22 protein-coding genes and 1 pseudogene are annotated in these 20010 nt (G+C 44.1%); 2 read left to right on the forward strand and 21 right to left on the reverse strand.

All coding sequences use genetic code 11. The features are described from left to right. Positions 1-46: 46 nt before the first annotated feature. The 16 genes and pseudogenes from EV212_RS06155 to EV212_RS06225 all read right to left on the reverse strand — a co-directional run bounded on the left by EV212_RS06155 (position 47) and on the right by EV212_RS06225 (position 13567). Entirely contained in the window at positions 47-1426 is a 1380-nt protein-coding gene (locus tag EV212_RS06155) for a tyrosine-type recombinase/integrase (RefSeq protein ID WP_132090454.1), read from the reverse strand. A gap of 13 nt (positions 1427-1439) precedes the next feature. Further along, positions 1440-1655 carry a helix-turn-helix domain-containing protein gene (locus tag EV212_RS06160; RefSeq protein ID WP_132090457.1) on the reverse strand — a complete coding sequence of 72 codons (216 nt, stop codon included), beginning with the start codon at positions 1653-1655 and terminating at the stop codon, positions 1440-1442. After that, positions 1628-2062, reverse strand: a complete 435-nt coding sequence (locus EV212_RS06165) for a helix-turn-helix domain-containing protein (RefSeq protein ID WP_132090460.1) — start codon at positions 2060-2062, stop codon at positions 1628-1630. Before EV212_RS06165 ends, EV212_RS06160 begins: the two co-directional genes overlap by 28 nt. A 139-nt stretch (positions 2063-2201) precedes the next feature. After that, entirely contained in the window at positions 2202-2444 is a 243-nt protein-coding gene (locus EV212_RS06170) for a helix-turn-helix domain-containing protein (RefSeq protein WP_008727012.1), read from the reverse strand. Continuing rightward, a complete protein-coding gene (locus tag EV212_RS06175; RefSeq protein WP_132090463.1) occupies positions 2437-2823 on the reverse strand; it encodes a type II toxin-antitoxin system PemK/MazF family toxin in 387 nt (128 codons plus the stop codon). Before EV212_RS06175 ends, EV212_RS06170 begins: the two co-directional genes overlap by 8 nt. Before the next feature lie 598 nt (positions 2824-3421). After that, positions 3422-3847: pseudogene (locus tag EV212_RS13930) on the reverse strand (ECF-type sigma factor). Positions 3848-4363: 516 nt separating this feature from the next. Continuing rightward, positions 4364-5239 carry a 4Fe-4S binding protein gene (locus EV212_RS06190; RefSeq protein WP_132090466.1) on the reverse strand — a complete coding sequence of 292 codons (876 nt, stop codon included), beginning with the start codon at positions 5237-5239 and terminating at the stop codon, positions 4364-4366. Continuing rightward, positions 5232-5387, reverse strand: a complete 156-nt coding sequence (locus EV212_RS13460; RefSeq protein ID WP_165873318.1) for a CD1871A family CXXC motif-containing protein — start codon at positions 5385-5387, stop codon at positions 5232-5234. Before EV212_RS13460 ends, EV212_RS06190 begins: the two co-directional genes overlap by 8 nt. A gap of 22 nt (positions 5388-5409) precedes the next feature. Continuing rightward, positions 5410-7206 carry an ABC transporter ATP-binding protein/permease gene (locus tag EV212_RS06195; protein WP_132090469.1) on the reverse strand — a complete coding sequence of 599 codons (1797 nt, stop codon included), beginning with the start codon at positions 7204-7206 and terminating at the stop codon, positions 5410-5412. Continuing rightward, positions 7203-9104, reverse strand: a complete 1902-nt coding sequence (locus EV212_RS06200) for an ABC transporter ATP-binding protein/permease (RefSeq protein WP_132090472.1) — start codon at positions 9102-9104, stop codon at positions 7203-7205. The genes EV212_RS06195 and EV212_RS06200 overlap by 4 nt, the downstream gene beginning before the upstream one ends. Before the next feature lie 3 nt (positions 9105-9107). Continuing rightward, complete coding sequence (locus tag EV212_RS06205) at positions 9108-9731, reverse strand: TlpA disulfide reductase family protein (protein ID WP_132090475.1); 624 nt, start codon at positions 9729-9731, stop codon at positions 9108-9110. Between the two features lie 29 nt (positions 9732-9760). Next, entirely contained in the window at positions 9761-9913 is a 153-nt protein-coding gene (locus tag EV212_RS13465) for a hypothetical protein (RefSeq protein WP_165873319.1), read from the reverse strand. Between the two features lie 181 nt (positions 9914-10094). Continuing rightward, positions 10095-10832 (reverse strand): hypothetical protein, encoded by a 738-nt coding sequence (locus tag EV212_RS06210; protein ID WP_132090478.1) that lies wholly within the window; start codon positions 10830-10832, stop codon positions 10095-10097. Positions 10833-10963: 131 nt separating this feature from the next. Continuing rightward, the gene (locus EV212_RS06215; RefSeq protein ID WP_132090481.1) at positions 10964-12067 is read right to left on the reverse strand and encodes a sensor histidine kinase; all 1104 of its coding nucleotides are present in this window, start codon (positions 12065-12067) and stop codon (positions 10964-10966) included. Positions 12068-12070: 3 nt separating this feature from the next. Then, positions 12071-12745 carry a response regulator transcription factor gene (locus EV212_RS06220; RefSeq protein ID WP_132090484.1) on the reverse strand — a complete coding sequence of 225 codons (675 nt, stop codon included), beginning with the start codon at positions 12743-12745 and terminating at the stop codon, positions 12071-12073. Between the two features lie 66 nt (positions 12746-12811). Continuing rightward, positions 12812-13567: a MerR family transcriptional regulator gene (locus tag EV212_RS06225; protein ID WP_243115487.1), complete on the reverse strand. Its 756-nt coding sequence runs from the start codon at positions 13565-13567 to the stop codon at positions 12812-12814. A gap of 82 nt (positions 13568-13649) precedes the next feature. On the opposite strand from EV212_RS06225, the gene EV212_RS06230 reads away from it, so the two are divergent. Then, positions 13650-14987, forward strand: a complete 1338-nt coding sequence (locus EV212_RS06230; RefSeq protein ID WP_132090487.1) for an MATE family efflux transporter — start codon at positions 13650-13652, stop codon at positions 14985-14987. Between the two features lie 476 nt (positions 14988-15463). Here EV212_RS06230 and EV212_RS06235 read toward each other — a convergent pair whose 3' ends face one another. Then, a complete protein-coding gene (locus EV212_RS06235; protein ID WP_132090490.1) occupies positions 15464-15673 on the reverse strand; it encodes a DNA-binding protein in 210 nt (69 codons plus the stop codon). Positions 15674-15859: 186 nt separating this feature from the next. Here EV212_RS06235 and EV212_RS06240 point away from each other — a divergent pair, with 186 nt between their 5' ends. Continuing rightward, complete coding sequence (locus EV212_RS06240) at positions 15860-16219, forward strand: helix-turn-helix transcriptional regulator (protein ID WP_004607553.1); 360 nt, start codon at positions 15860-15862, stop codon at positions 16217-16219. A gap of 27 nt (positions 16220-16246) precedes the next feature. Here the strand turns inward: EV212_RS06240 and EV212_RS06245 are convergent, their stop codons facing one another. From EV212_RS06245 to EV212_RS06260, 4 genes are read right to left on the reverse strand one after another with little or no spacing between them, the layout of a single operon-like run. Further along, a complete protein-coding gene (locus tag EV212_RS06245; RefSeq protein ID WP_132090493.1) occupies positions 16247-18013 on the reverse strand; it encodes a lysozyme family protein in 1767 nt (588 codons plus the stop codon). Between the two features lie 33 nt (positions 18014-18046). Beyond that, on the reverse strand, positions 18047-18820 hold the full coding sequence (gene srtB, locus EV212_RS06250) for a class B sortase (protein ID WP_132090496.1): 774 nt from the start codon (positions 18818-18820) through the stop codon (positions 18047-18049). A 14-nt stretch (positions 18821-18834) separates the two neighbouring features. Continuing rightward, entirely contained in the window at positions 18835-19239 is a 405-nt protein-coding gene (locus EV212_RS06255) for a DUF6075 family protein (protein ID WP_132090499.1), read from the reverse strand. After that, the gene (locus tag EV212_RS06260) at positions 19232-19984 is read right to left on the reverse strand and encodes a DNA-methyltransferase (RefSeq protein WP_132090502.1); all 753 of its coding nucleotides are present in this window, start codon (positions 19982-19984) and stop codon (positions 19232-19234) included. Before EV212_RS06260 ends, EV212_RS06255 begins: the two co-directional genes overlap by 8 nt. Positions 19985-20010 lie beyond the last annotated feature (26 nt).

Raw genomic sequence — 20010 nt, forward strand, 5'->3', positions numbered from 1 at the left:
TTGCTCCATAGATGATTACTCATCCATTTGCAACGGCTCCTCAGTGTCATATGGTTTTCGCCAGTGATTTCAAAAGGGCTGCCATTTCTGGATTGGCAAGAAGTTTCTGAAGCAGCTCCTGTTCAGTCTGTGTTTCTTTAGGTTCGGTTGTTTCCTCCGGTTCTTCAACTGCTGGGGTTGATTTGCCCTGGTAAAACTGCTCTTCAAATCGTTGCGCATTTAAGCGTCTGTCCTCATCTATGATATGAGAATACACATCAGCTACCATCTTCATTTGTGCATGGCCGGAATCACCCTGTACGGACTTCATATCGCCACCGTTGAGTTTCAGCTTATAAGTGATACTTGAATGTCTGAAACTGTGAAATACAACAGGCGGCAAGTCATGATCTTTGATCAGCTTTCCTAAAGCTCGATTGATAACCTGTCCTTCAATCGGTCTGCCACAGGTAGAAGCGAATACGAGATTAAAGTCCAAGTATTCGTCTCCAAACAGTGCCTTGTAGTTTTCAATTTCCTCATGCCGATCAACAAGCATTTCCGCAACTGTTTTCGGAAGAAATATCTTTCGGATACTGGTTTTTGTTTTCGGCTCTTTAAGCACCAGTGCTGTGTGTGTACTTGCCAGCGCAGGCGGGAACTTAAAGACTACTCCTTTTTCACCCAACTGTTCCAACGCATTACGATTAACACGCTGAAGTTCTTTGTTGACAAAGATGTAGGCACATCCATTTTTTATACTGTCCTCTGAAATGTCGATACAGTCCCAGGTCAGTCCGAGAAGCTCACCCATTCGCAATGAGCAGGAAAAAGCAAGATTCAGTGCCAATGCCAAATTGTCATCATCACAGACTTCCAATGCTTTGAACAGTGTTTCTGCTGTCCAGATTGCTCGCTCTTTATGTTCTTCTTTTGGAAGGGTAGCATTAAGAACAGGATTCCTTGACATCAGTTCCCATTTTACTGCCTGATTAAAGGCATTGCGGAGCAGCTTATGAATCTCTCTGACTGTATGAGCCGTGAGATATTCATTGTTTGGCCTGCGGTTATTTACCACCTTTGACTTGACCGATAATAAGCCCTGATAAAATTTGTCCATAGTTCTTGGTGTCAGATCTTCCAGTTTAATATCTCCAATCAGCGGAGTAATATAATTGAGGATCAGGCTTCGCCTTGCTTCATAGGTCGATAATGCCCAGGTATTCACACCATAAATAGACATGTATTCTTCCAGAAGATCACTGACCGTCTTAGCGGAAGGGGTAATAAAAGTACCTGTCTCCTGTTCAAATTCCACCTGCACTTTGCGCTTTTTAGCTTCGGCATTAGTGGCAAAGGTTTCCCACTTTTGCCTCTTTACGCCGTTTTCATCCGTATAGCTGTAAACCACAGAATAGCGGTTTTTTCTCTTAACAATAGATGCCATGCAAAACACCTCCTTACTCTCTTGTTTCGAGCCATGCATCAAAACTGCTTTTCACGATTCTGATGCCACTATTCAATCGAACACTCTGAAACACATTCTGATTTATCAGCTTATATGCAGTGGGGCGGCTTATTCCAAGAATCTGCCGAATTTCTGCAACAGTATAGCTTTTCTTATTCGGAGCAGTTTTTGAAACTCCATTTAATTCAGCGATGCGATCTTCAAACATGCTGCCACCTCCTCATTTTTGATAACTTTCTTATAGTGGGATTGAGAGTTATACCAATCCTCGAAGCTATCTATGTAAATACGGGTATACATGCCAACCTTTACGGTTTTAAAGGGTTTCTTCTTCATCAAGTCATATAGGGTTCCTTCAGCAATCCCAAGTAAGCGGGCAGTTTCCTGAATTGACATTGTGATGGATGTCCAATTCTTTCCCGGTGCTTCACCAATTATTTTCTTATAATGAAGCTGGTTGGCGTACCAGTTTTCAAAGCTCTCGATCATCACACGCATCTTACCGCCTATGATAACCGTATCAAAATAGTTCTTTTTTACGAGCCAGTATGATTCCGTCTTGCCAAGCCCAAGAAGCCGACGCATTTCTCGCACGGACATGCTTTTCTTTTTCATTGTGTTTTCCTCCGATTCATTTTTTTCGGCTCGTCAGCCGTTAGGGTATGCTATATAGCCAAGCATCTCTGCTTGGCTATATAGTAGGGAAAATCGGAGAAAAAGTGAAATGTGCAAATCCGACATTTCAAGGAATTTTTCACACTTGACAAGTATCCATTTGTTTATCAAGCCAATCGTCAAAGCTCTTTTTTGAAATACGGATATTGCCGCCGATACGGACACTGTGAAATACGCCAGATTTCACAAGATTATAGGCAGAATTCCTGCCGATGCCTAAAATGTCCTGGATCTCATCTACTGTATAAATTCTTTTCTCATATGGAATACTCGGCATAGCTTCTGTATCCTTATTTAATGCTGCAATTCTATCCTCAAACATGAGAAATCCTCCTTTCTGCTTTCAGCTCTTTTTCTGCGCCCATGCTGATAAATAGGGGTAAAACAATCTTTTCCATAGATTGTTTATCAAGCTGTGTTACTTTCTCTTTGAGACGGCTTTTATCAATCGTGCGCACCTGTTCAAAGAGAATAATTGAATTTTCGGGAAGCCCGTCAACATCTTTCAAATAGTAATGTGTCGGCAGCTTCGTTTTCTTTCGTACTCGGCTCGTAATGGCAGCAACAATGACCGTAGGGCTGAACCTGTTTCCTGTATCATTGGAAAGAATGAGGACAGGTCTTGTGCCGCCCTGTTCAGAGCCGATATGCGGATCAAGTTTTGCGTAGTAAATATCTCCACGCCTGACAGTTCTTTTCATTTGAATGCCCTCCAATCTATATTTGACATACGGTTTCTGTCTATGTAATAAGCCAGGCAAAAGGCTTTTTGAGGTCGGGAGCATATAAAACAAAGCTCTGTTCTCAGTAATAACCTTGTGTCTGGCTTTATGGTCATGGCATTTCTATTTGTCCTCGACACCCCGAAATGCAAATGTGCAAAAGCGCAGGGAAGTCGCCAAACGGTCAGCAGCGAACTGACTCCACGGGAGTTTCACCCCAACTGACGGTCTGCCAGAGCCGCCCTCATTGCCTGCGGCGGATTGGATACCGCTCGGACTGTGACTGGACGGGAGTACCATTATGCTCTTTGTGGGTTATGGCGGAACCGGGGGCTACCCGATATTTGGAGTCAGTATAGGCTCGCTCACCACCTTTCATCGCTATTTGCTTGTCGGCAGGTCTTGGCGTACTGCTCCGCACGCTTATGCTCATCACAATCACAAAGAGGACGTATTTGGCGAATGACTATTTGGTTGTCAAGGAACAATCCTGTTTTCGCCACACAAAGGAAAACAGGGTGGAGGATTTCGTCCTCTCACCCTGTCGCCAATGGGAACCTATAAATTTCCCCTCATATTAAAATATTTTTTTGATTTTTTCTTTTAACCTGTCCATTCGCCTGTAAACCGCCTTTTCGGTAATCTTCAGATACCTGGCGATTTCATGGGTGCTATACCCCTGGATCTTCATCAGAACAATCTGAAGGGTAAGCCTGTCCACTGTGATCAATACATGATACAATTCCTGATTCTCAATATGATCCAGGAAGTCCTGTACTGTTTTCGGTTCTGCCTGATCTGTGGATGCTGCTACGGTATCCAGATATGTACCTGTTTCCTGCACACGCTCGTAATATCATCTGTCTGAATTAAACACCTGGCGGTCATAGAGACGGATTGCTTCAATCGTATCTTCGGTAACACCGCTGTCTCTTAAAATTTTTTCTTCTTTCTCTTTCCAGAGTTTCCATTTATACTCTGCTTTTCCATGGTTATATGCCATTTTCCTTACCTCCAATCTGATTTGTTTGAACATTCAGATTGGAAAGGGCGGAGAACGGCAGCCGATACCGGAAGAAGGCTTGTCCTTATTTCCGACAAATATCGACAAACAAAAAACCGCAAAGGCTGTTAAACCTTTGCGGTAATAAGAAAAATAAGAACTATTATGTAGAAATATAGCTTCTACATTCGGGGCGTGAGAGTGCCACCAATAGCAGAAGCTTTTTTTAACAAATTATCCTCATTTTTATGTAAGAAGATGTAAATAGTCGCTGCTTCGGATCAGCAGCGGGGTGGTCACATCAGACCAGCACATAAAAAATCCCTCCAAACCAAAAACGATGGATTGGGGGGATGCGCATGACAATTTACCCTGCCAAAACCTCGTTTTTTTTATTGGCAGGGTATGTTTTATCTCAGGTTTATTATTTCCGCACTTTCAATTTCGTAATTATTGTCACTGCTCCTCAAAAATGGAGATGAAATTATTCTGAGGAGCAGTTTTTATATTGTATACCTACTTTTCTGCTTTATTTTTAAAAAGTTGAATTTTAATTGCCGAGGTAGGGCATATTGCTTTACACTTTCCGCAGCGAATACACTCCAGACTGTTTGCATTGTTTACCGGATTACATCCCATTTTGCAGACATTTGCACAAGCACCGCAGTTGACACATTTTTCCGAATCCACACGGTAGCGCAGAATGGAAACCGGGTTGAATAAGGAATATATTGCGCCTAAAGGGCAGATGTACTTACAAAATGGCCGATAAATCATAATAGACAGCAAAATGGTTACAACCAGGATAATGTTTTTCCATGCATATAACCATCCTACCGTAGCTCGCATGGCCTCATTCAACAGCACCAACGGGATTCCGCCCTCCAGAGTTCCCACTGGGCAGATCAGTTTGCAGAACCAAGGATAGCCCTGTCCAATCATGTCGGTGAGGTAGAGCGGCAAAAGGATGACAAAGACCAAAAGAATCACATATTTCAACCATCGCAGTTGTTTGTCGCCCTTGAATGTATGGACTTTCAGTTTGGATGGCAAGGGAATCTTATTCAGCAGATCTTGGATCAGACCAAACGGACAGAGCCAGCCACACACAAAACGTCCCATGATTGTGCCGACCAGAATCATAAATCCGGCCACATAAAACGCAAACTTATATTCATAGCTGCCGATGGTAGCCTGTAACGCACCAATGGGACAGGCAGCAACCGCGCCAGGGCAGGAATAGCAATTCATCCCTGGCACACATACATTTTTGATCTTTCCCTGATAAATCTTTCCCCGGACAAAACCGATGAGATAACTATTTGTAATAACCGCCCATAAAACTTGAAAAAAGTGGCGGAAACGTTCTGACTTTTTTACTTTCTTATCCAATTCCGATGCACTCCAAACAAATGTTGATTGCCTTTCCCATGACAATAGCGTACTCTTCTCTCCAAATGCCAAGGATCAGAAATGCCATACCAATCAGCAAGAGCAATATTGTGATTCCATTCGATAAAATATCAACTTTTTTACCCATACGGATTCCTCCTTGCAATCGTTTACTGCCGTAGTACTTTGGCAGGATCTGTTTTCAATAGTTTCACATTCGACACAGCCGTTGTGATCCACACAAGAAGGACTGTACCGCACATGCTCAGTACAAACTGGATGGGGGCAATGTGAATCGGCAAAATCTCCGACAAAGCAGTAAGCAAGAGCGAAACCAGCACGGTGGTCATAGCGGAAAGTGCTGATAGGAATAAACTTTCACAAAGGAGCATTTGCTGAATCTGTCCTCGCTGATACCCAAGCGCCATCAAAAGCCCCATTTCAGCGGCACGCATCCGGGTTGTTTTCAACAGCAACATCACACAAATACTCAGTGCGATGACAACAATAAAGCCGGAGACGATCATAAATAAAGTTTGGAGCTGCGTAAAGGTTTCTTCCAAACTTGCCACTTGTTCAGAGGCCGTAACAGGTGTCAACCCCTGTTCCTTTAGCTGCGTTTCAACTTCTAATACTTCGTGAAACCCTATGACCTGATAGGCTACTGAGATGGGGGATTCCTCGTTTTGCAATGTGCGGTACAACAATTGCTCGGTTTCGGCATCTAAATAATAGTCATCAAAGCTGCCGTTATAAATTCCGCTGATCCTCAGATTCTTTGAAAACGGCCCACAGATGAATGTGACCTCTTTTCCAATCAGGGTGCGTATATCCGTGGCAAACTGTTTGGCAAGGGATGGTGTGATTGCGATCTCGCCCTCTTGTGGCATTGTACCGATATTCATGGACTCTGCCGCAATGCTTCCAAACTGTTTGGTGGGAATGGATACTGTTTGCTGCTCAAATGTAATGTCACACTCTGGAACCTGATATTGGGAATAATACTGCTGTACCTGTTCGGATCGAGCGAGCAGAGACAGAACATCTTCTGATGATGTTCCTTCTTCCAATGGGACTTGTCCCCATGCAAAGGCAGTATTCTTTTCCTCGAAACTGCTGATCTTTTCTTCAATGATATTTTGAGAGGAAAATGACATCAGCACTGCACACACAGCAATCGTGACCGCAAGGGAAATGCCCAGAAACCGCTTAAAATGCACCCGGAAATTGTGCCAAGCTCTTTTCGGCATAGATACCAAAGCATTATCCGGGCTGCACTTCTGTATATGGGCTGCATCGGAATTATTTTCCGATGCTTTCCATATCTTGCATTTTCCATCTTCTATGGAGATGATTTCGTCCGCGTAATCACATATTTTGTGGTCATGCGTGATAATCACAACAGGCCGTTCCTTCGCAATCTCAGACAAAATCAACATGATTTCATTTGCTGTCTTGCGATCCAGCGCGCCAGTAGGCTCATCTGCCAAAATGAGCTTCGGGTCACCGACTAACGCTCTGGCAATGGCGACACGCTGCTTTTGCCCACCGGACAGGTTTTCCGTTTTTTCGTTTGCTTTATCTTCAATGCCAAGACGGCGGAGGAGCGTCAGTGCCCACTCTTTGTTCTTTTCTTTCTCCGAGCAGGCAAGATCAGCGGCAAGCAGGATGTTCTCCAACACGGTATATCCTGTCAGCAAATGATATTCTTGAAAAATAAATCCAATAGTATGTTTTCTGTAATCTGCCAAGGCTTCTGCTGATAGCGCAGAAAGTTTCTGCCCAGCGACGATAATATCGCCGCTGTACTCTCGGTCAAACCCTGCAAGGAGATTGAGCAGCGTACTTTTGCCGGAACCGGAAGCCCCCAGCAGGCAGGTGATTCCGCAGCTGCCAAATTCGTGGGAAAATTCATCCAGCACGACCTGCTCTCCGTATTTTTTGGAAAGGTTTCTAATCGTTATCATCCGCGCCCTCCTGTTTTCAATGCAGTCAGAGGATTGACCAGAGAAGAAATCAGGCTGGTCTCGGCAAAGCAAACGACCGACACACCAAGACTAAGTGCAAGCCCCAGCCACACAGGAATGCTCAGTATCCATGCCGCAACGACGCTTATAAACCCGCTCAGCAGGAACACCCCCGTGTATTCCACTGCGGAAAGCACAGCAATATCGAACTTGGCGTAGCCGCTGAGCTGGTAGACCGCATATTCCTTTTTTCGCATCAGCCCACAAAGTAAGCAGACTGAAAGTGCAGCCAGCACGGAAAGAACGGCAATTAGGGTATAGGAAATACCTGCCTGCGCCAGTGCAGCGCCCTTGAGGCCTACAATATCTCGAATCAGTTCAACTTGTCCCAGAGGCACAACGCCAGCTCCCATCAATTCTTCATAAATTTCCAGATAGTGTTCCGGCGAATCCGGACGAATGATAAAGTTGAAGCTGGGATCTTCTTTTCCGGCCTGTTCATATATGTCACGCATAATGGCAAGAGAAGGGAATAGAGAATCCTCGTGTTCAAAGGTCATTACCTCGCCTTCAAATTCCATGCCATAGGAGGTGTCGGCAACGCCGGAAATAACTGCAGTAAAGGAAACCGGCATTGTCACGGGTTTACCGCTGTCCCAGTTGATTACACTTCCCATAAAATCCAATTTTTGACCAATGATCTCCTCATTCGTACATCCCATTTTTTTAACCAAAATCTGTGGAAGCACGATTTCATGCTTGCTGTTGTCAGAGATTTTTCCAGCAATCATTTTGTTGTATACTGGCGCCTGACCCGTGGACTCAATAATAAAATCTTTTCCATCCAAAGTGACGACCATATCGTCCATAGGAGCATCCATGATAATCGCTTCCACACGGCTGTCATCCTGGTATTTCTCCAGCAAGCCGCTGATATCCTGCGAGACTTGCTGTACTGCATCTGGCGTTTCCTGACCAGTACCGGAGGCATTCATAAAAGAGGAAACAATCATCAGATTCATCACAGAATTTCCCTGCTTTTCCAGAAGCTCCTGAAATGCCTGGTTACTGCTTCCACTAAGCATACCACTAAAGTTTACTGCGAGACAGGAGGCAGCAATAGTGGTTGCAACAACAAGGGATAGAAGTTTTCCGGCTTGTCGCTTGCAAGTCACACCAGTCATACGCAGTGCAGAGCGCAGGGAGAGACTCTTCTTTTGTTTAGAAGGATTGATCGCTTTAGAAGGGGTATCTGTCACCTTGCATTTGCACAGAACGCCTTTATCCAGTTCGAAAACAGAACACTTGCCCCGGATCAGGGAGGTGTCATGGGTCACGACCACAACCGTCCGCTCTTTGGCGATTGTGGTCAACAACTCACCGATTTCCCGTGCGGTCTTGGCATCCAGAGCAGCCGTAGGTTCGTCAGCAATCAGCACCTGTGGATCTTTCATCAGTTCTCTGGCAATGGCCACCCGCTGCTTTTGGCCGCCGGACAAGGTGCTAACCTTCTGGTCAGCCAGCTTTTCGATCTTGAACTTCCGAAGCAGCATATCCAGCTTCCGCTCCGGATCATCGGATTTCAAGTAAGAGGGAACCAGAATGTTTTCCCGGACAGTCAGTTCGTCGATCAGATGGAACCCCTGAGCAATGAAGCCCAGTTCCGTTGCATAGAGCCGTGCTCGCTCCTGATGAGTCAGCTCTTTCAGGTTCTTGCCATGATAAAATGCTTCGCCTTCATACTGCGTGTCCATGGCAGAAAGAATGCGCAGCAGGGTGGTCTTTCCGCTGCCCGAAGCGCCAATGATGTAGTTCATGCCGCCGCTAATAGAAAGTGATACATCTCGCAGAGCGGCTTCATTTCCAAATATTTTGGTGATGTTCTTTAATTCAAACATCGATTACTCCTCCGTTTCGGCTTGTTTCAATTTGTCAATTTCATTGTTCATGGTCACACGCCAGTGGTTTTTGGGCAATGCACCGACATACGGCTCACTGACAACATTCCCTTCACTGTCTACAAAGAAGCTTTCCGGAAATGCTTGAATCCCCTTCAAACGACCTTCCAAAAGTACACTGTCCGGAATCAAGTTGGGATATTCTACGCCGGCTTTTTCAATGATCTCCTGGGCCTTCTTCAGATTGGCATCATTGATTTCATCCGTGTTTCCAACATCCATGCAAACACTGATAATGTTGAAGCTAATGCCGTCATCCTGGAATTCCTTCCGCAATTCATTCAAGACAGGCATTTCCTCGATACAGTAACCACAGGTCGTGGTCCAAAGATTGACCATCGTCAAATCATAATCTGCAAAAATATCTTTTGTGACGGTATTCCCACTAAAATCCTGTGCGGAGAACTCACCCAGAGGAATAGGTTCAAATTCTGTTGCCGGAGGCTGAGATTGCGATGTATCATCGCCGGAGGCAGAGACCCCCGTATCGTTTCCAGCAGTATTTCCGCAGGCAGCGAGGCTGAATACCATAGTTAAGGCTAAAATTAGTGTTATGACTTTTTTCATGATAGAATGCTCCTTTATTTTTGGCTTTGTTATCGTACTCGATAATGTTTGATCCCTATGACCTCAAGTACAAATTGCATCAATTCATCACGGCTGGCAAACTCTTTTTGCTTCGCACCAGAGATGGGAGAAAACGAAACAATTTGCTCAACATCATTTACCCAACATCGATTTTCGTTCATTAGCTTCCATATCCCCCTTGTGCCCCAGACGCTTGAGATTGAGTCATACAACATCGTCTATTTTCAGACCAAATGTCCTCCTGTATTGCCTGATCTGAAATCAGTATACAGGAGGACATATAAAGTTTATATAAAGTATGTGTATGTGACCGTTATAAACGGCACATCAAACGAGGATATTTTATTTGCGATCGCCCTCCAAAAGCTTGACTGCAACACAGGTACCGGGTTCAATTTCCGGGATTACTTTGGGGTCAAAAGTTGTAATCTCTATGGCGCTGAACAGTTCCGTTACATTGTCTACGGGATTGGTGCCGCGGTAAAACACATACTGGCCATCGGAAGACTTTCCAATTTCTTCATTCTCCTCACAGCCTGTAATACTCTCGATGGCATTATCTTTCAAATAGTCGCTGTGAATCACGGTGATTGTACCAACGCGTTTTGTGGTAGAAAGCCACTGAAAATATGCGTCATCGGTTTCTCCCATCAACATATCCTCGGTAAGATTTTTGTCCTCTGCGACCTGGAAGTACAGCATCGTATAGTTAAACTCACGCCCATTGGACATCCAGTTGGAATCAATATAGAGCGACATCTCGCCAGCGACCAGTTTCTCCTGGAGTTCCTTGGGCAGTTTATAGGAAAAACCGAGATAGTCATAGGTAAATTCGGTGTACTGGGAAAGTTCTTCATAGAGCGCATACGGGGTAGGCAGCGGGACGCTACATGCATTTGCTGTGCCAGTCCCGCCAGCAGCTGTTGCTCCACCACCATTTTCCGAAGAAAGGTCACTGCTGGAATTGGAACTGCTGTTGTCTGAAGAACCAACATTGGGGAGGTTGGCATTTTGACCACCGCATGCTGCGAGGCTTAGGGCCATAGTAAGTGCCAAAAACAAGGCGATAAATTTTTTCATGTTCAGGTCTCCTTTAATAAATTGATATTTAAGCGATAAACGCTTACAAATCAATTATAGAAACGAGGATATAAAATTCATATAAAGAGAGCGTCTGAAGAAAAATCTTCAGGCGCTCTCTTGCGGGTTCCTTATTCAAACTCTTTTTTATCAAATCCAACAACAAATACGCTACCTTGGGGGAGGTTGTTCTTGACATAGATATAGCCGTTATGTTTTTCGATAATATTTTTGACGATCGCAAGGCCCAAACCGCTGCCGCCCAATTCCCGACTGCGTGATTTATCTACGCAGAAAAAGGTGTTGAAAATATTAGGCTTTGCTTCGTCTGGAATTCCAATCCCTGTATCAGAAATGATAACACGTGAAGATTCAATCTGAATATCTACGCAGCCGCCATCCACATTATAACGGATTGCATTTGTAATCAAATTGTAGAACGCCCGCTGCAAAAGACTGTCATTTCCATAAACAGTGCCTTCTCCGGAAACCGTAACTTGAATTTGCTTTGCTTCGGCAGCCTCCTCCAATTCAAAAACAGTTTCGTCCAACAAAGAACGCAGATCCACGGGATATGAAAGATCAATCTCTTGTTCATTGGTAAAACTCAGAAGGTCATTTACCAGATGAGACAGCCGATCTGTACTTTCCGTGATACTTTGCAGCAGAGCATTATACTCCGTCGCACTGCGGTCGGATTTCATCTGGAACACTTCCACTTGTGTTTGAAGCATGGCAAGAGGAGTACGAAGCTCATGGGCAGCGTTCGCTGAAAAGTTTTTCTGCACCTGATAAGACTGATTAAGCTTGGTTGTCATATCATTGAAGGACTGCGTTAAGCGATCCACCTCATCTCCTGTATGTGGAATCGGGATGTTTTCATCCAGGTTATTGATGTTAATATTATCGACTGTTTCGGTTAAGTGTTCCAATGGTTTTAGGGTTTTAGAAGCGAACACATACGTCAATACAGATCCAAACACAATCAAGCAAATCATGACAACTATTGTATTTCCTCGAAATTGGCCAAGTGCCGCATCAACAGAAGGAACACTGTCTTGCGTAACAGTGACCTCTGTGGAAGGCCCTATAGATTTGGCAGGTGTAGTGAGCGTTGCAGCTACGATTGAATCTGCTATGAAAATAGTAGAGGCAGCCAAAGCAATACACATTGTTGTTAATATCACCACTGACATAATTGTCAACTTGATTTTTAGTGACATTTTCCTTTTCATAATTCAGTTTTCCTCCCGAATCACATAACCCTTACCAATCATATTTTGAATGGGGTCATATCCTAACTGTTTTTTCAGTTTTCGGCGCAGAGAAGACATATGAACTCGGATAGAGTTGGAAAAGGTGTCCGCGTTGCTATCCCAAACGTGTTCGAGCAGTTCTTCCAGACTGATAACTCTGCCTTTGTGTAGCAACAAATATTCCAGCAGCGCAGCTTCTTTTGTTGTCAGAGAAACTGGACGATTTGCGGCAGAGGTGATTCTTGAAACAGTATCAAAGCAGAGAGAGCCGCTGGATAAAATAGTATTTTCTACAACAGTTTTTCGCCGCAGTAGCGAGCGAATACGCGCTTCCAATTCTGCAAAATGAAAAGGTTTGGTCAAATAGTCATTTGCTCCGAGATCCAGCCCGGTTACCTTATCCGCAATTCCATCCCTGGCGGACAGGATTAGCACAGGCACATCTTGCTTCTCTCTCCGAAAATTTTGAAGCACAGAGAACCCATCTACCTTTGGCAAATTCAAGTCCAGGATGATGAGGTCATAGTTTTCACAAAATGCCATTTCATCTGCAAGTTCTCCATCCGCAGCTACATCAATGGCATAACCTTTCAAACGCAATCCCTCTGCAAGGGAATTACGTAGCTTTTCTTCATCTTCAACAATTAAAATCTTCATATGTTACACCTCGTTTCCACGATAGAATGTATATCATGGGCTATAAAGTTTATATAAAGGCAGATATCATTCAGTAATTTCAATATATGTCTTATAAAAATCGTAGGGAATCCCATTTTCAGCACCACAGGTCAAGAAACGACTAATAATATACCCCGTTTGATGGCTCTTCTGAATTTGCTCCATATGATACTGTAAATCATTGGGATATCCAGGGCAGATTTGTTCACGCATCAGACATACAGCAAACGTGCCGCTTCCATGCCACAGGATCTCCGGGTACTGTTCACGTTCACAAGTAGGGACTGCCAGCCCCCGCCGTTCCGCTGGCAAGGTTTTTGTGTGCTGTACACGGGAGTATAAATAGGGATTCTCAATATACTGGCGCAGTTTTTCTATTTCAATCAGTTCGAAGGGAACAATACACAAAGTTTCCATTGTTTCCAGTGTATATGGCTTCTCTCGTAGAAATGTAATTTCATTTAACGCATCAATATGCCATTGCAATTTTCGAATCCGACCTTCGATTTCTTGTTGCTGCTTTTGCAATTCAGCCATTTGTTGCTGGCACAACGTGTTGTGGTCAGGCAAATTGAGCAGCTCTATTTCTGAAATATGTTTTAGAGAAAGTCCAAGACTTTGATAAAAAATAACATCAGAAATCGTCATCAGATCTGAAACATCGTATTCCCGGTACCCATTCTTTTTATTTCGACACCCAGCCAAAATTCCTTGGGATTCCCAATAACGGAGCTTTGACGACGCAATATCAAACATTTTTGCTATTTCTCCGATCTGAAATCGTCGTTCCATAAACATCATCCTCCTGTCTATTAATTATAGCATAATGGTTCTTGACCTTCAAGGTACTTCAAGGTATAGACTTAAACAAGGAGGCGTTTGTATGAATTCAAAATACTACAAAGAAAACATCTCTTTTCGTGAGGTGATCCTTTTTGTGCTGCCAACCTATTTTACCTCACTTTTTACAACTATGTACACGATTGTGGACGGAGTATGTGTTGCCGCTTGGGTTGACACGGATGCTTTAGCTTCCATCAATATTGTCTACCCGTTGGTCAACATTTTGACTGGAATCGGGATGATGTTTGGCATCGGTGGTAGTGCTCTTGCAGCTGTATCATTGGGAAGTGGAAATTCAAAAAAAGCCGGTGAACAGTGTACGATATCTGCACTGTATGCCTTTTTTCTGAGCGGTGTGTTTGCTGGGGTGTGCATCTGGAAGCTTGAAACGTGGCTGCAATTTCTGGGCGCAACACCGTCTACTTTAACAAGCTGTGAAATATATGCTAAAATCTGGCTGTTTGGCGCTCCTATTGCAGTTGGAAAGGATTTAATAGTTGCCTATATCCGAGCTGACGGGGCGCCTAAAAAGTCTTTCTTCATATCAGCTGCAGGCGGTATCACTAATATTATTCTGGATATTATCTTTGTGGGCCTATTCAAGTGGGGAATTTTCGGTGCTGGTTTGGCAACAATAATCGGCTTGGCAGTATCTATGATTCTTGGGATTTTGTATTTTACAAAAGGGAAAAATCAGATTTCCTTTTCTATTTCGGGATTGTCTTTGAAAGAAGGATTAATATGTGCCGTCAACGGAAGTTCAGAATTGGTTGATCAAGTCGCCATTGCCGTTACGACAGTTGTGTTTAACAGAACCGCATTGTCCTTTGCAGGAAAGGATGGAGTGGCTGCAGTTTCCATTATTATGTATTTACAGTTTATTTTTCTGGGAATTTACTATGGGTACTCCTCCGGCATTTTGCCCTTATTAAGTTTTGAACTGGGACGCAAAAATTATACCGCCTGCCGATGTCTGGAGCAATACTCGTACCGTCTTGTTTCACTGCTCCCAATTGTTCTATACTGTGCCTCTTACTTTTTGGCACCCCTCGCGGTAGGTGTTTTTGCCAATCGTCAAACAGAAGTTTTCACCATGGCAGTCCGTGGAATGAGAATATATGGTTTGGGATATCTTTTTGCTGGCATCAATATCTTCTGCGCCATCCGCTTGATTGCATATAAATGGGGAAAATGGGCTGCGGTTATCACCTCGCTTCGTTCATTTTCTTTATTACTTCTATTTCTCTCCATTCTCCCAGCAACTATTTTAGGCATGGATGGCCTATGGTTGGCATTCCCAGCAGCCGAAGCGGGAACACTCTCAGTTTCCGCTTTAATTTCCAGATACAGCACAAAAAAGATTCACACTCAGAAATAAACACACAAAAATAGACTTATATAACAGGAGGCTTGGAACTATTTAACCAAGCCCTCTGTTTCTATGATATCTTAATTTTCCCATCCCTTACAGAGCGGGGGTTCGAATATGGATTCTGGTGAAAAATGTGAAAGTGAAAAGACAAATAACTATCTGGTTACCATTATCCAAAATTTGATAAACAATAGTGAACTGGACCTAAGTTCTTTCAACAAATAACCCCATGAAAACGGAATCCTCTGTTGTAGAAATACCACTTGAATCCAACAAATCAAATGGAATGGCTCTTACGACCAGTTGTTTTTCTTCGGAAAGACTATTAAACCAACCTAGCCATAACAATTACAGGAACATTTTTAATATGGAGCAACTTAACTCCAAAAACACTAAATCAAATAATGCTTGGTCTTAGCCGAGAAAGCACAAATATAGCTTTCGTTCACGTGTATGCACCGGAAACAGAATATCGCTCATTTTCATAATTGCCTCAATTCATTCTTGCGTGAGCTAACACTCTGAGAACTTTTATGGCGTCTATCCATTGGCTTTTCTGTCTTTTGTGGGATCAACCAAACATCAGCCATTTTAACAGCGGTGGGAATACGGCCACCCGCGCAATAGTAATTTACCCGTCGAGGGGTCACGTCCCATTTTTCACTTGCTTCTTTCAAGGTCATATAATTCATAGCACGCCTCCGCAAAGTACATTATAGTTCTTGTGCTCGAACAACACAAGTTTCATAGTATGAATCTATATTTCTACCGATAAGATGTATAATCTCTTGTCGCAAGAAATGACACATCGTTTCATAAGAACTCTCACCTCTGTACAATATAAAAGTAACATTATATTGCTACAAGGTGGTGAGCTTATGGACGAAAGAAACAACGATTTTGACTTTGATTTTATGCCCATTGGACAGGCAATCAAAAAAGCCCGTGAAGCCAGAGGGATGACCAGGGAGCAACTTGCCGGGATCATTGGGTATGCTCCACGACACATTCAGTCCATTGAAAATGAGGGACAACACCCAAGTATTGAGCTGTTTATTCAGCTGATTACCATGTTCGATGTGTCTGTTGATGAATACATATTTCCTGAAAAAGAAGTGAAGAAAAGTTCCGTCCGCAGACGCTTAGACGCACAGCTCGACAAACTTAATGATAGAGAACTGTCCGTCATAGAAGCAACTGTGAACGGGTTATGTATGGCAAAAGAGCCAGAGGAATAAAATCCTCTGGTTTTCTTTTGCTGATTTTTAGTAGGCTGGAACACCATATCCATAAATAGAGCTGCTTCCAATCGTATATTGTCTCTGTTTTACCGCATCACCGGAATTTCCTTCTACGGTGTAGACAACTCCGTTTTCGCATTTCTCTACAATACCTACATGATCGGTTAAACCATCGCCTTCCCAATCGAAGAAAATAATGTCTCCCGCCGTAGGCTCATAGTTTCTGTCCTGCCATTGGTTCTGTTCCTTGAACCAGTTTGCACCGCTGATGCATCCTGCAAACTTCGGGATAAATCCGCCTTCGATATAGCCACACTGTTCCGCACACCACGAAACAAAGCAGGCACACCATTCCACCCGGCTGTTGAATCCATACCACGACCAGTAGGGCTGACCACCTTCATTGCCAAGCTGCGTCAGAGCAACTTCTACAATCGCCTGATTTCCACCGCTGGTAAATGCCCGTCCGAAGGGATAATAGCGCAACACATGGGAAACATACTGGGTATCGCCATAGCTGTCCCATCCCAGTCGTTCTGCCTGTATCGTGGAAAATTCAACTGCATTGGCATAAGTGTAACCACCATAATTGTTCTGTGCCCATGTGATATAGCCATTTCCGAAGTTATATCCCTGCAGGGCCAGTTTGATCCGATCCATGTCCACGGGATTTTCCACCTGTGCGGCATTCAGACAGGCAGCTAAATTCTGGATACCGACATTGATGGAATATTCCGGGTCTGTAATGCCATTTGGTGTATTTGGGTACTGTGTGTTATACCCACATTCCGATGCCTGCATGGGGTCGTTTCCCCGTCCTCCAGACTCCTGCATCATGACCGCCTTGATAAGCTCTACATACTCAGGAATCCTATGCTGCTTTGCATATTTCTGGATCAGCGGTTCATAAGCTTCTACCTCGGCACTGACCGGAGTATAAGAAGTGCTTTCACTGCCGCCGCCAAACAGGGAGATCGCACAACCAAGCAATACCACAATCAGAATAATCACTACTGCGATCCAGCCGCCTGCAACAATCGCTGCTATCAATGCTTTTGTTCCTGCAATGATCGCTTTTACAGCCGCTATGGTGGCTTTGACGGTTGTTTTAGCCGCCGCTGCAGATGCCTTTGCGGATGCTCTTGCCGCCTGCGCTGCTTTCTGTGCGGTTTTGGCAGAAGCCTTTGCCGCTGCCTGTGCGGTTTTGGTAGCCTGCTGTGTGGTCTTAATGGCCGCTTTGGAAGTCACCTGTGCTGTTTTTACACTTCTTTCGGTTGTTTTTACAGAGCCTTTTGCCGCTGTCTTAACGGTTTTTCCTGCGCTTCTGGCGGACTGCTTAATCGTTTTTTGGGTATCTGTTGATGTTTTTATGGTCTGGACAGAAGCATCTGAAATAACAGAAGAACGGCCTGCAGTTCCACGATGGATCTGCAAGCCGTTCTGTCCAGATACATTTCTTGCTGACCTCTGCTCAGCAGCTTTGGCAGCCCGCTTCTGCTTAAAATCAGCCATTTTGTCCTTTGCCTTAACGACAGTTTCTTTGGTGGTCTTAACGCCTTTTTGCCCTTGCTTATTGAACTGGTGGATACCCTCATCTTTTACCCGGTCAGAAGCATAGGAGATCTTATCCGCAGCATATTCCGTAGCAGAGCCTTCATTGGCGTAATATCCTTCTTCCGCTTTCTCCTTTGTCTTTGCATAGGCAGCTTTCATACGCTCTGAAGCAACGGCGGCTTTATCTATGGTCTTAATCGTGCCTTTGACTGCATCTCTGGTTTTAATATCTGCCATAGAAGCCCTCCTTTCTTAGAAGCTGTACTTTCCTCATGCAGTCTTTTTTGCTACCACGACAAGCCTGCCATTTGTGGCCGAATACTCACAGGTAGAAAGGGTAATCAGCCTGTCGCCATAGTCTGCGGTAACACCCGTATCGTACAGGGCAAGCTCTTTACACGTTTGGATATAGGCATTAAATTCTTCCTCATTCTTGGCATCTACAAAATCATAATAGCGGTAGCCGCTGGAGCTGTAAGCGACTGTCTTAAATACAGCAACGATCTCATACTCTGCCTGTTCTGTCAGGGTATCAAACTGAATGGTTTTGTGTTCTTCATAAAAGCTTTTGGATTTATAATCCTCCAAAGCTCCAAACATGCGGTTACCGCTGATGTGGTGTCCGTAAATGATGAGATTATCACTGGTAAGCAGGTCACAGTTTTCCTGAATATACGGAGTACCTAAATCACTGTACTGCTTCTCAAAATTGTGTTTAAGATAATAATTCGGTTCGTCCTTCGTCTGCATAACAGGGTAGTTAATAGACGTGCCGAAAATGGAAATCCAGCCCACCATATCTTCATTTTGTAAATACAACTCCTTATATTTGGACAGGATATCTTCACCCTCGCTGACGGGAACATCATCAGGAACCGGTTCTTCATCGGGAGCCTGTGCCACCACTTCTGCAATCTCATCAAATACTTCGGTCTGCTCGTCCAGCTGTGCATAGTGATCATAGATGTGATAAACAGAAAATGCCGCCGTACCTAAAAGGCACACGGCGGCAGCAATACAGATCATAGATTGATATTTTTTCATGGGTTTCTCCTTTCTTAGCGTGACAATTCGTTTTGTTTTCTGGGTGCGGGAAGATCCCTGCAATATTCGGGATACCTGACCTTGATGCCCTCCATCAAGTAGGGGGCAAATTCACAACAGAACAGATCTTCCGGTGTAAAAGACTGGGGGCTGTCCATGTCGGTGTACCCATTCCAGAGGTTAAAGGCAAGGCGGCAAACCCTAACAGTTCCGCTGGTCTGCCATCCGCCGTGCATCCCATCCGGCTCGATACAGTCATTCTTAAAGTCAAACATCTGGCTGATATTTGCCCTTGTTTCCGAAGCAATCCCCATGACATAGAAAAATGCCCGGTGATAGCAGTCGTTGACTCTGCACTTACTCATGTTTTCCAGAAAGAAATCTCTATGCTCTGCGGAGCGAAATTGAATATTAGACATTTGAAAATACCTCCTTTATTCGTTTTTGCGTAATCTTAAAATATGCCTCATTGATCTCTGCACCTAAATAATCCCTGCCGTTTGCCAAGGCAGCCAAAGCAGTGCTTCCAGTCCCCATAAAACCGTCAAAGACCAGTTCCTTTCTGGTACTGGAAATCTGGATCAGCCACGACAAAAACTCCACATTTTTTACGGTTGGATGGTAAATGCCATGTTTCTTCTGCCATGTGGCATTGTAGGTTGCCTTGGGATATTCCTCTCCAAACCAGCAGGCAGGGAACCTCGTCTTGTACTTCTTACTTGGTTCTCTGCCTTTATGGAACAGTGTGCCTTCTTTTTTACGGTTCTCCAGTAATTGTGTCTGCTGAAACAATCGCCGTCCTTTCTGGCAGAAAATGATCCATTCTGAATTATTGGCATAGCTGCCTTTCAGATCACCGATGCCGCCCAGTGTTCCTTTCTCCACCACCAGACAGTTTTTTACCGTAAATCCTGCTTTTCGCAGACAGTCGTAATGAAAAGAATAGCAGTCAAACCGGGTAAAAAAATAAGCGTGGGAATTGTCCCGCAAAATGCGGTAACTTTCCCACGCAAAGCGTTCATAATCAATCCCGTGATCCCCATCCAATATTTCATGGGGCTGTCTGGCAAAATGGTTCTGGTATGCGATGCCATAGGGCGGATCGGTCAGGATCAGTGACACAAAGTTATCCGGGATATGCGCCATCAGCTCCATACAATCCATACAGTAAATTTGATTGCGCAGATCTA

The organism is Frisingicoccus caecimuris, from assembly GCF_004340975.1.
In the GTDB taxonomy this organism is placed as follows: domain Bacteria; phylum Bacillota; class Clostridia; order Lachnospirales; family Lachnospiraceae; genus Frisingicoccus; species Frisingicoccus caecimuris.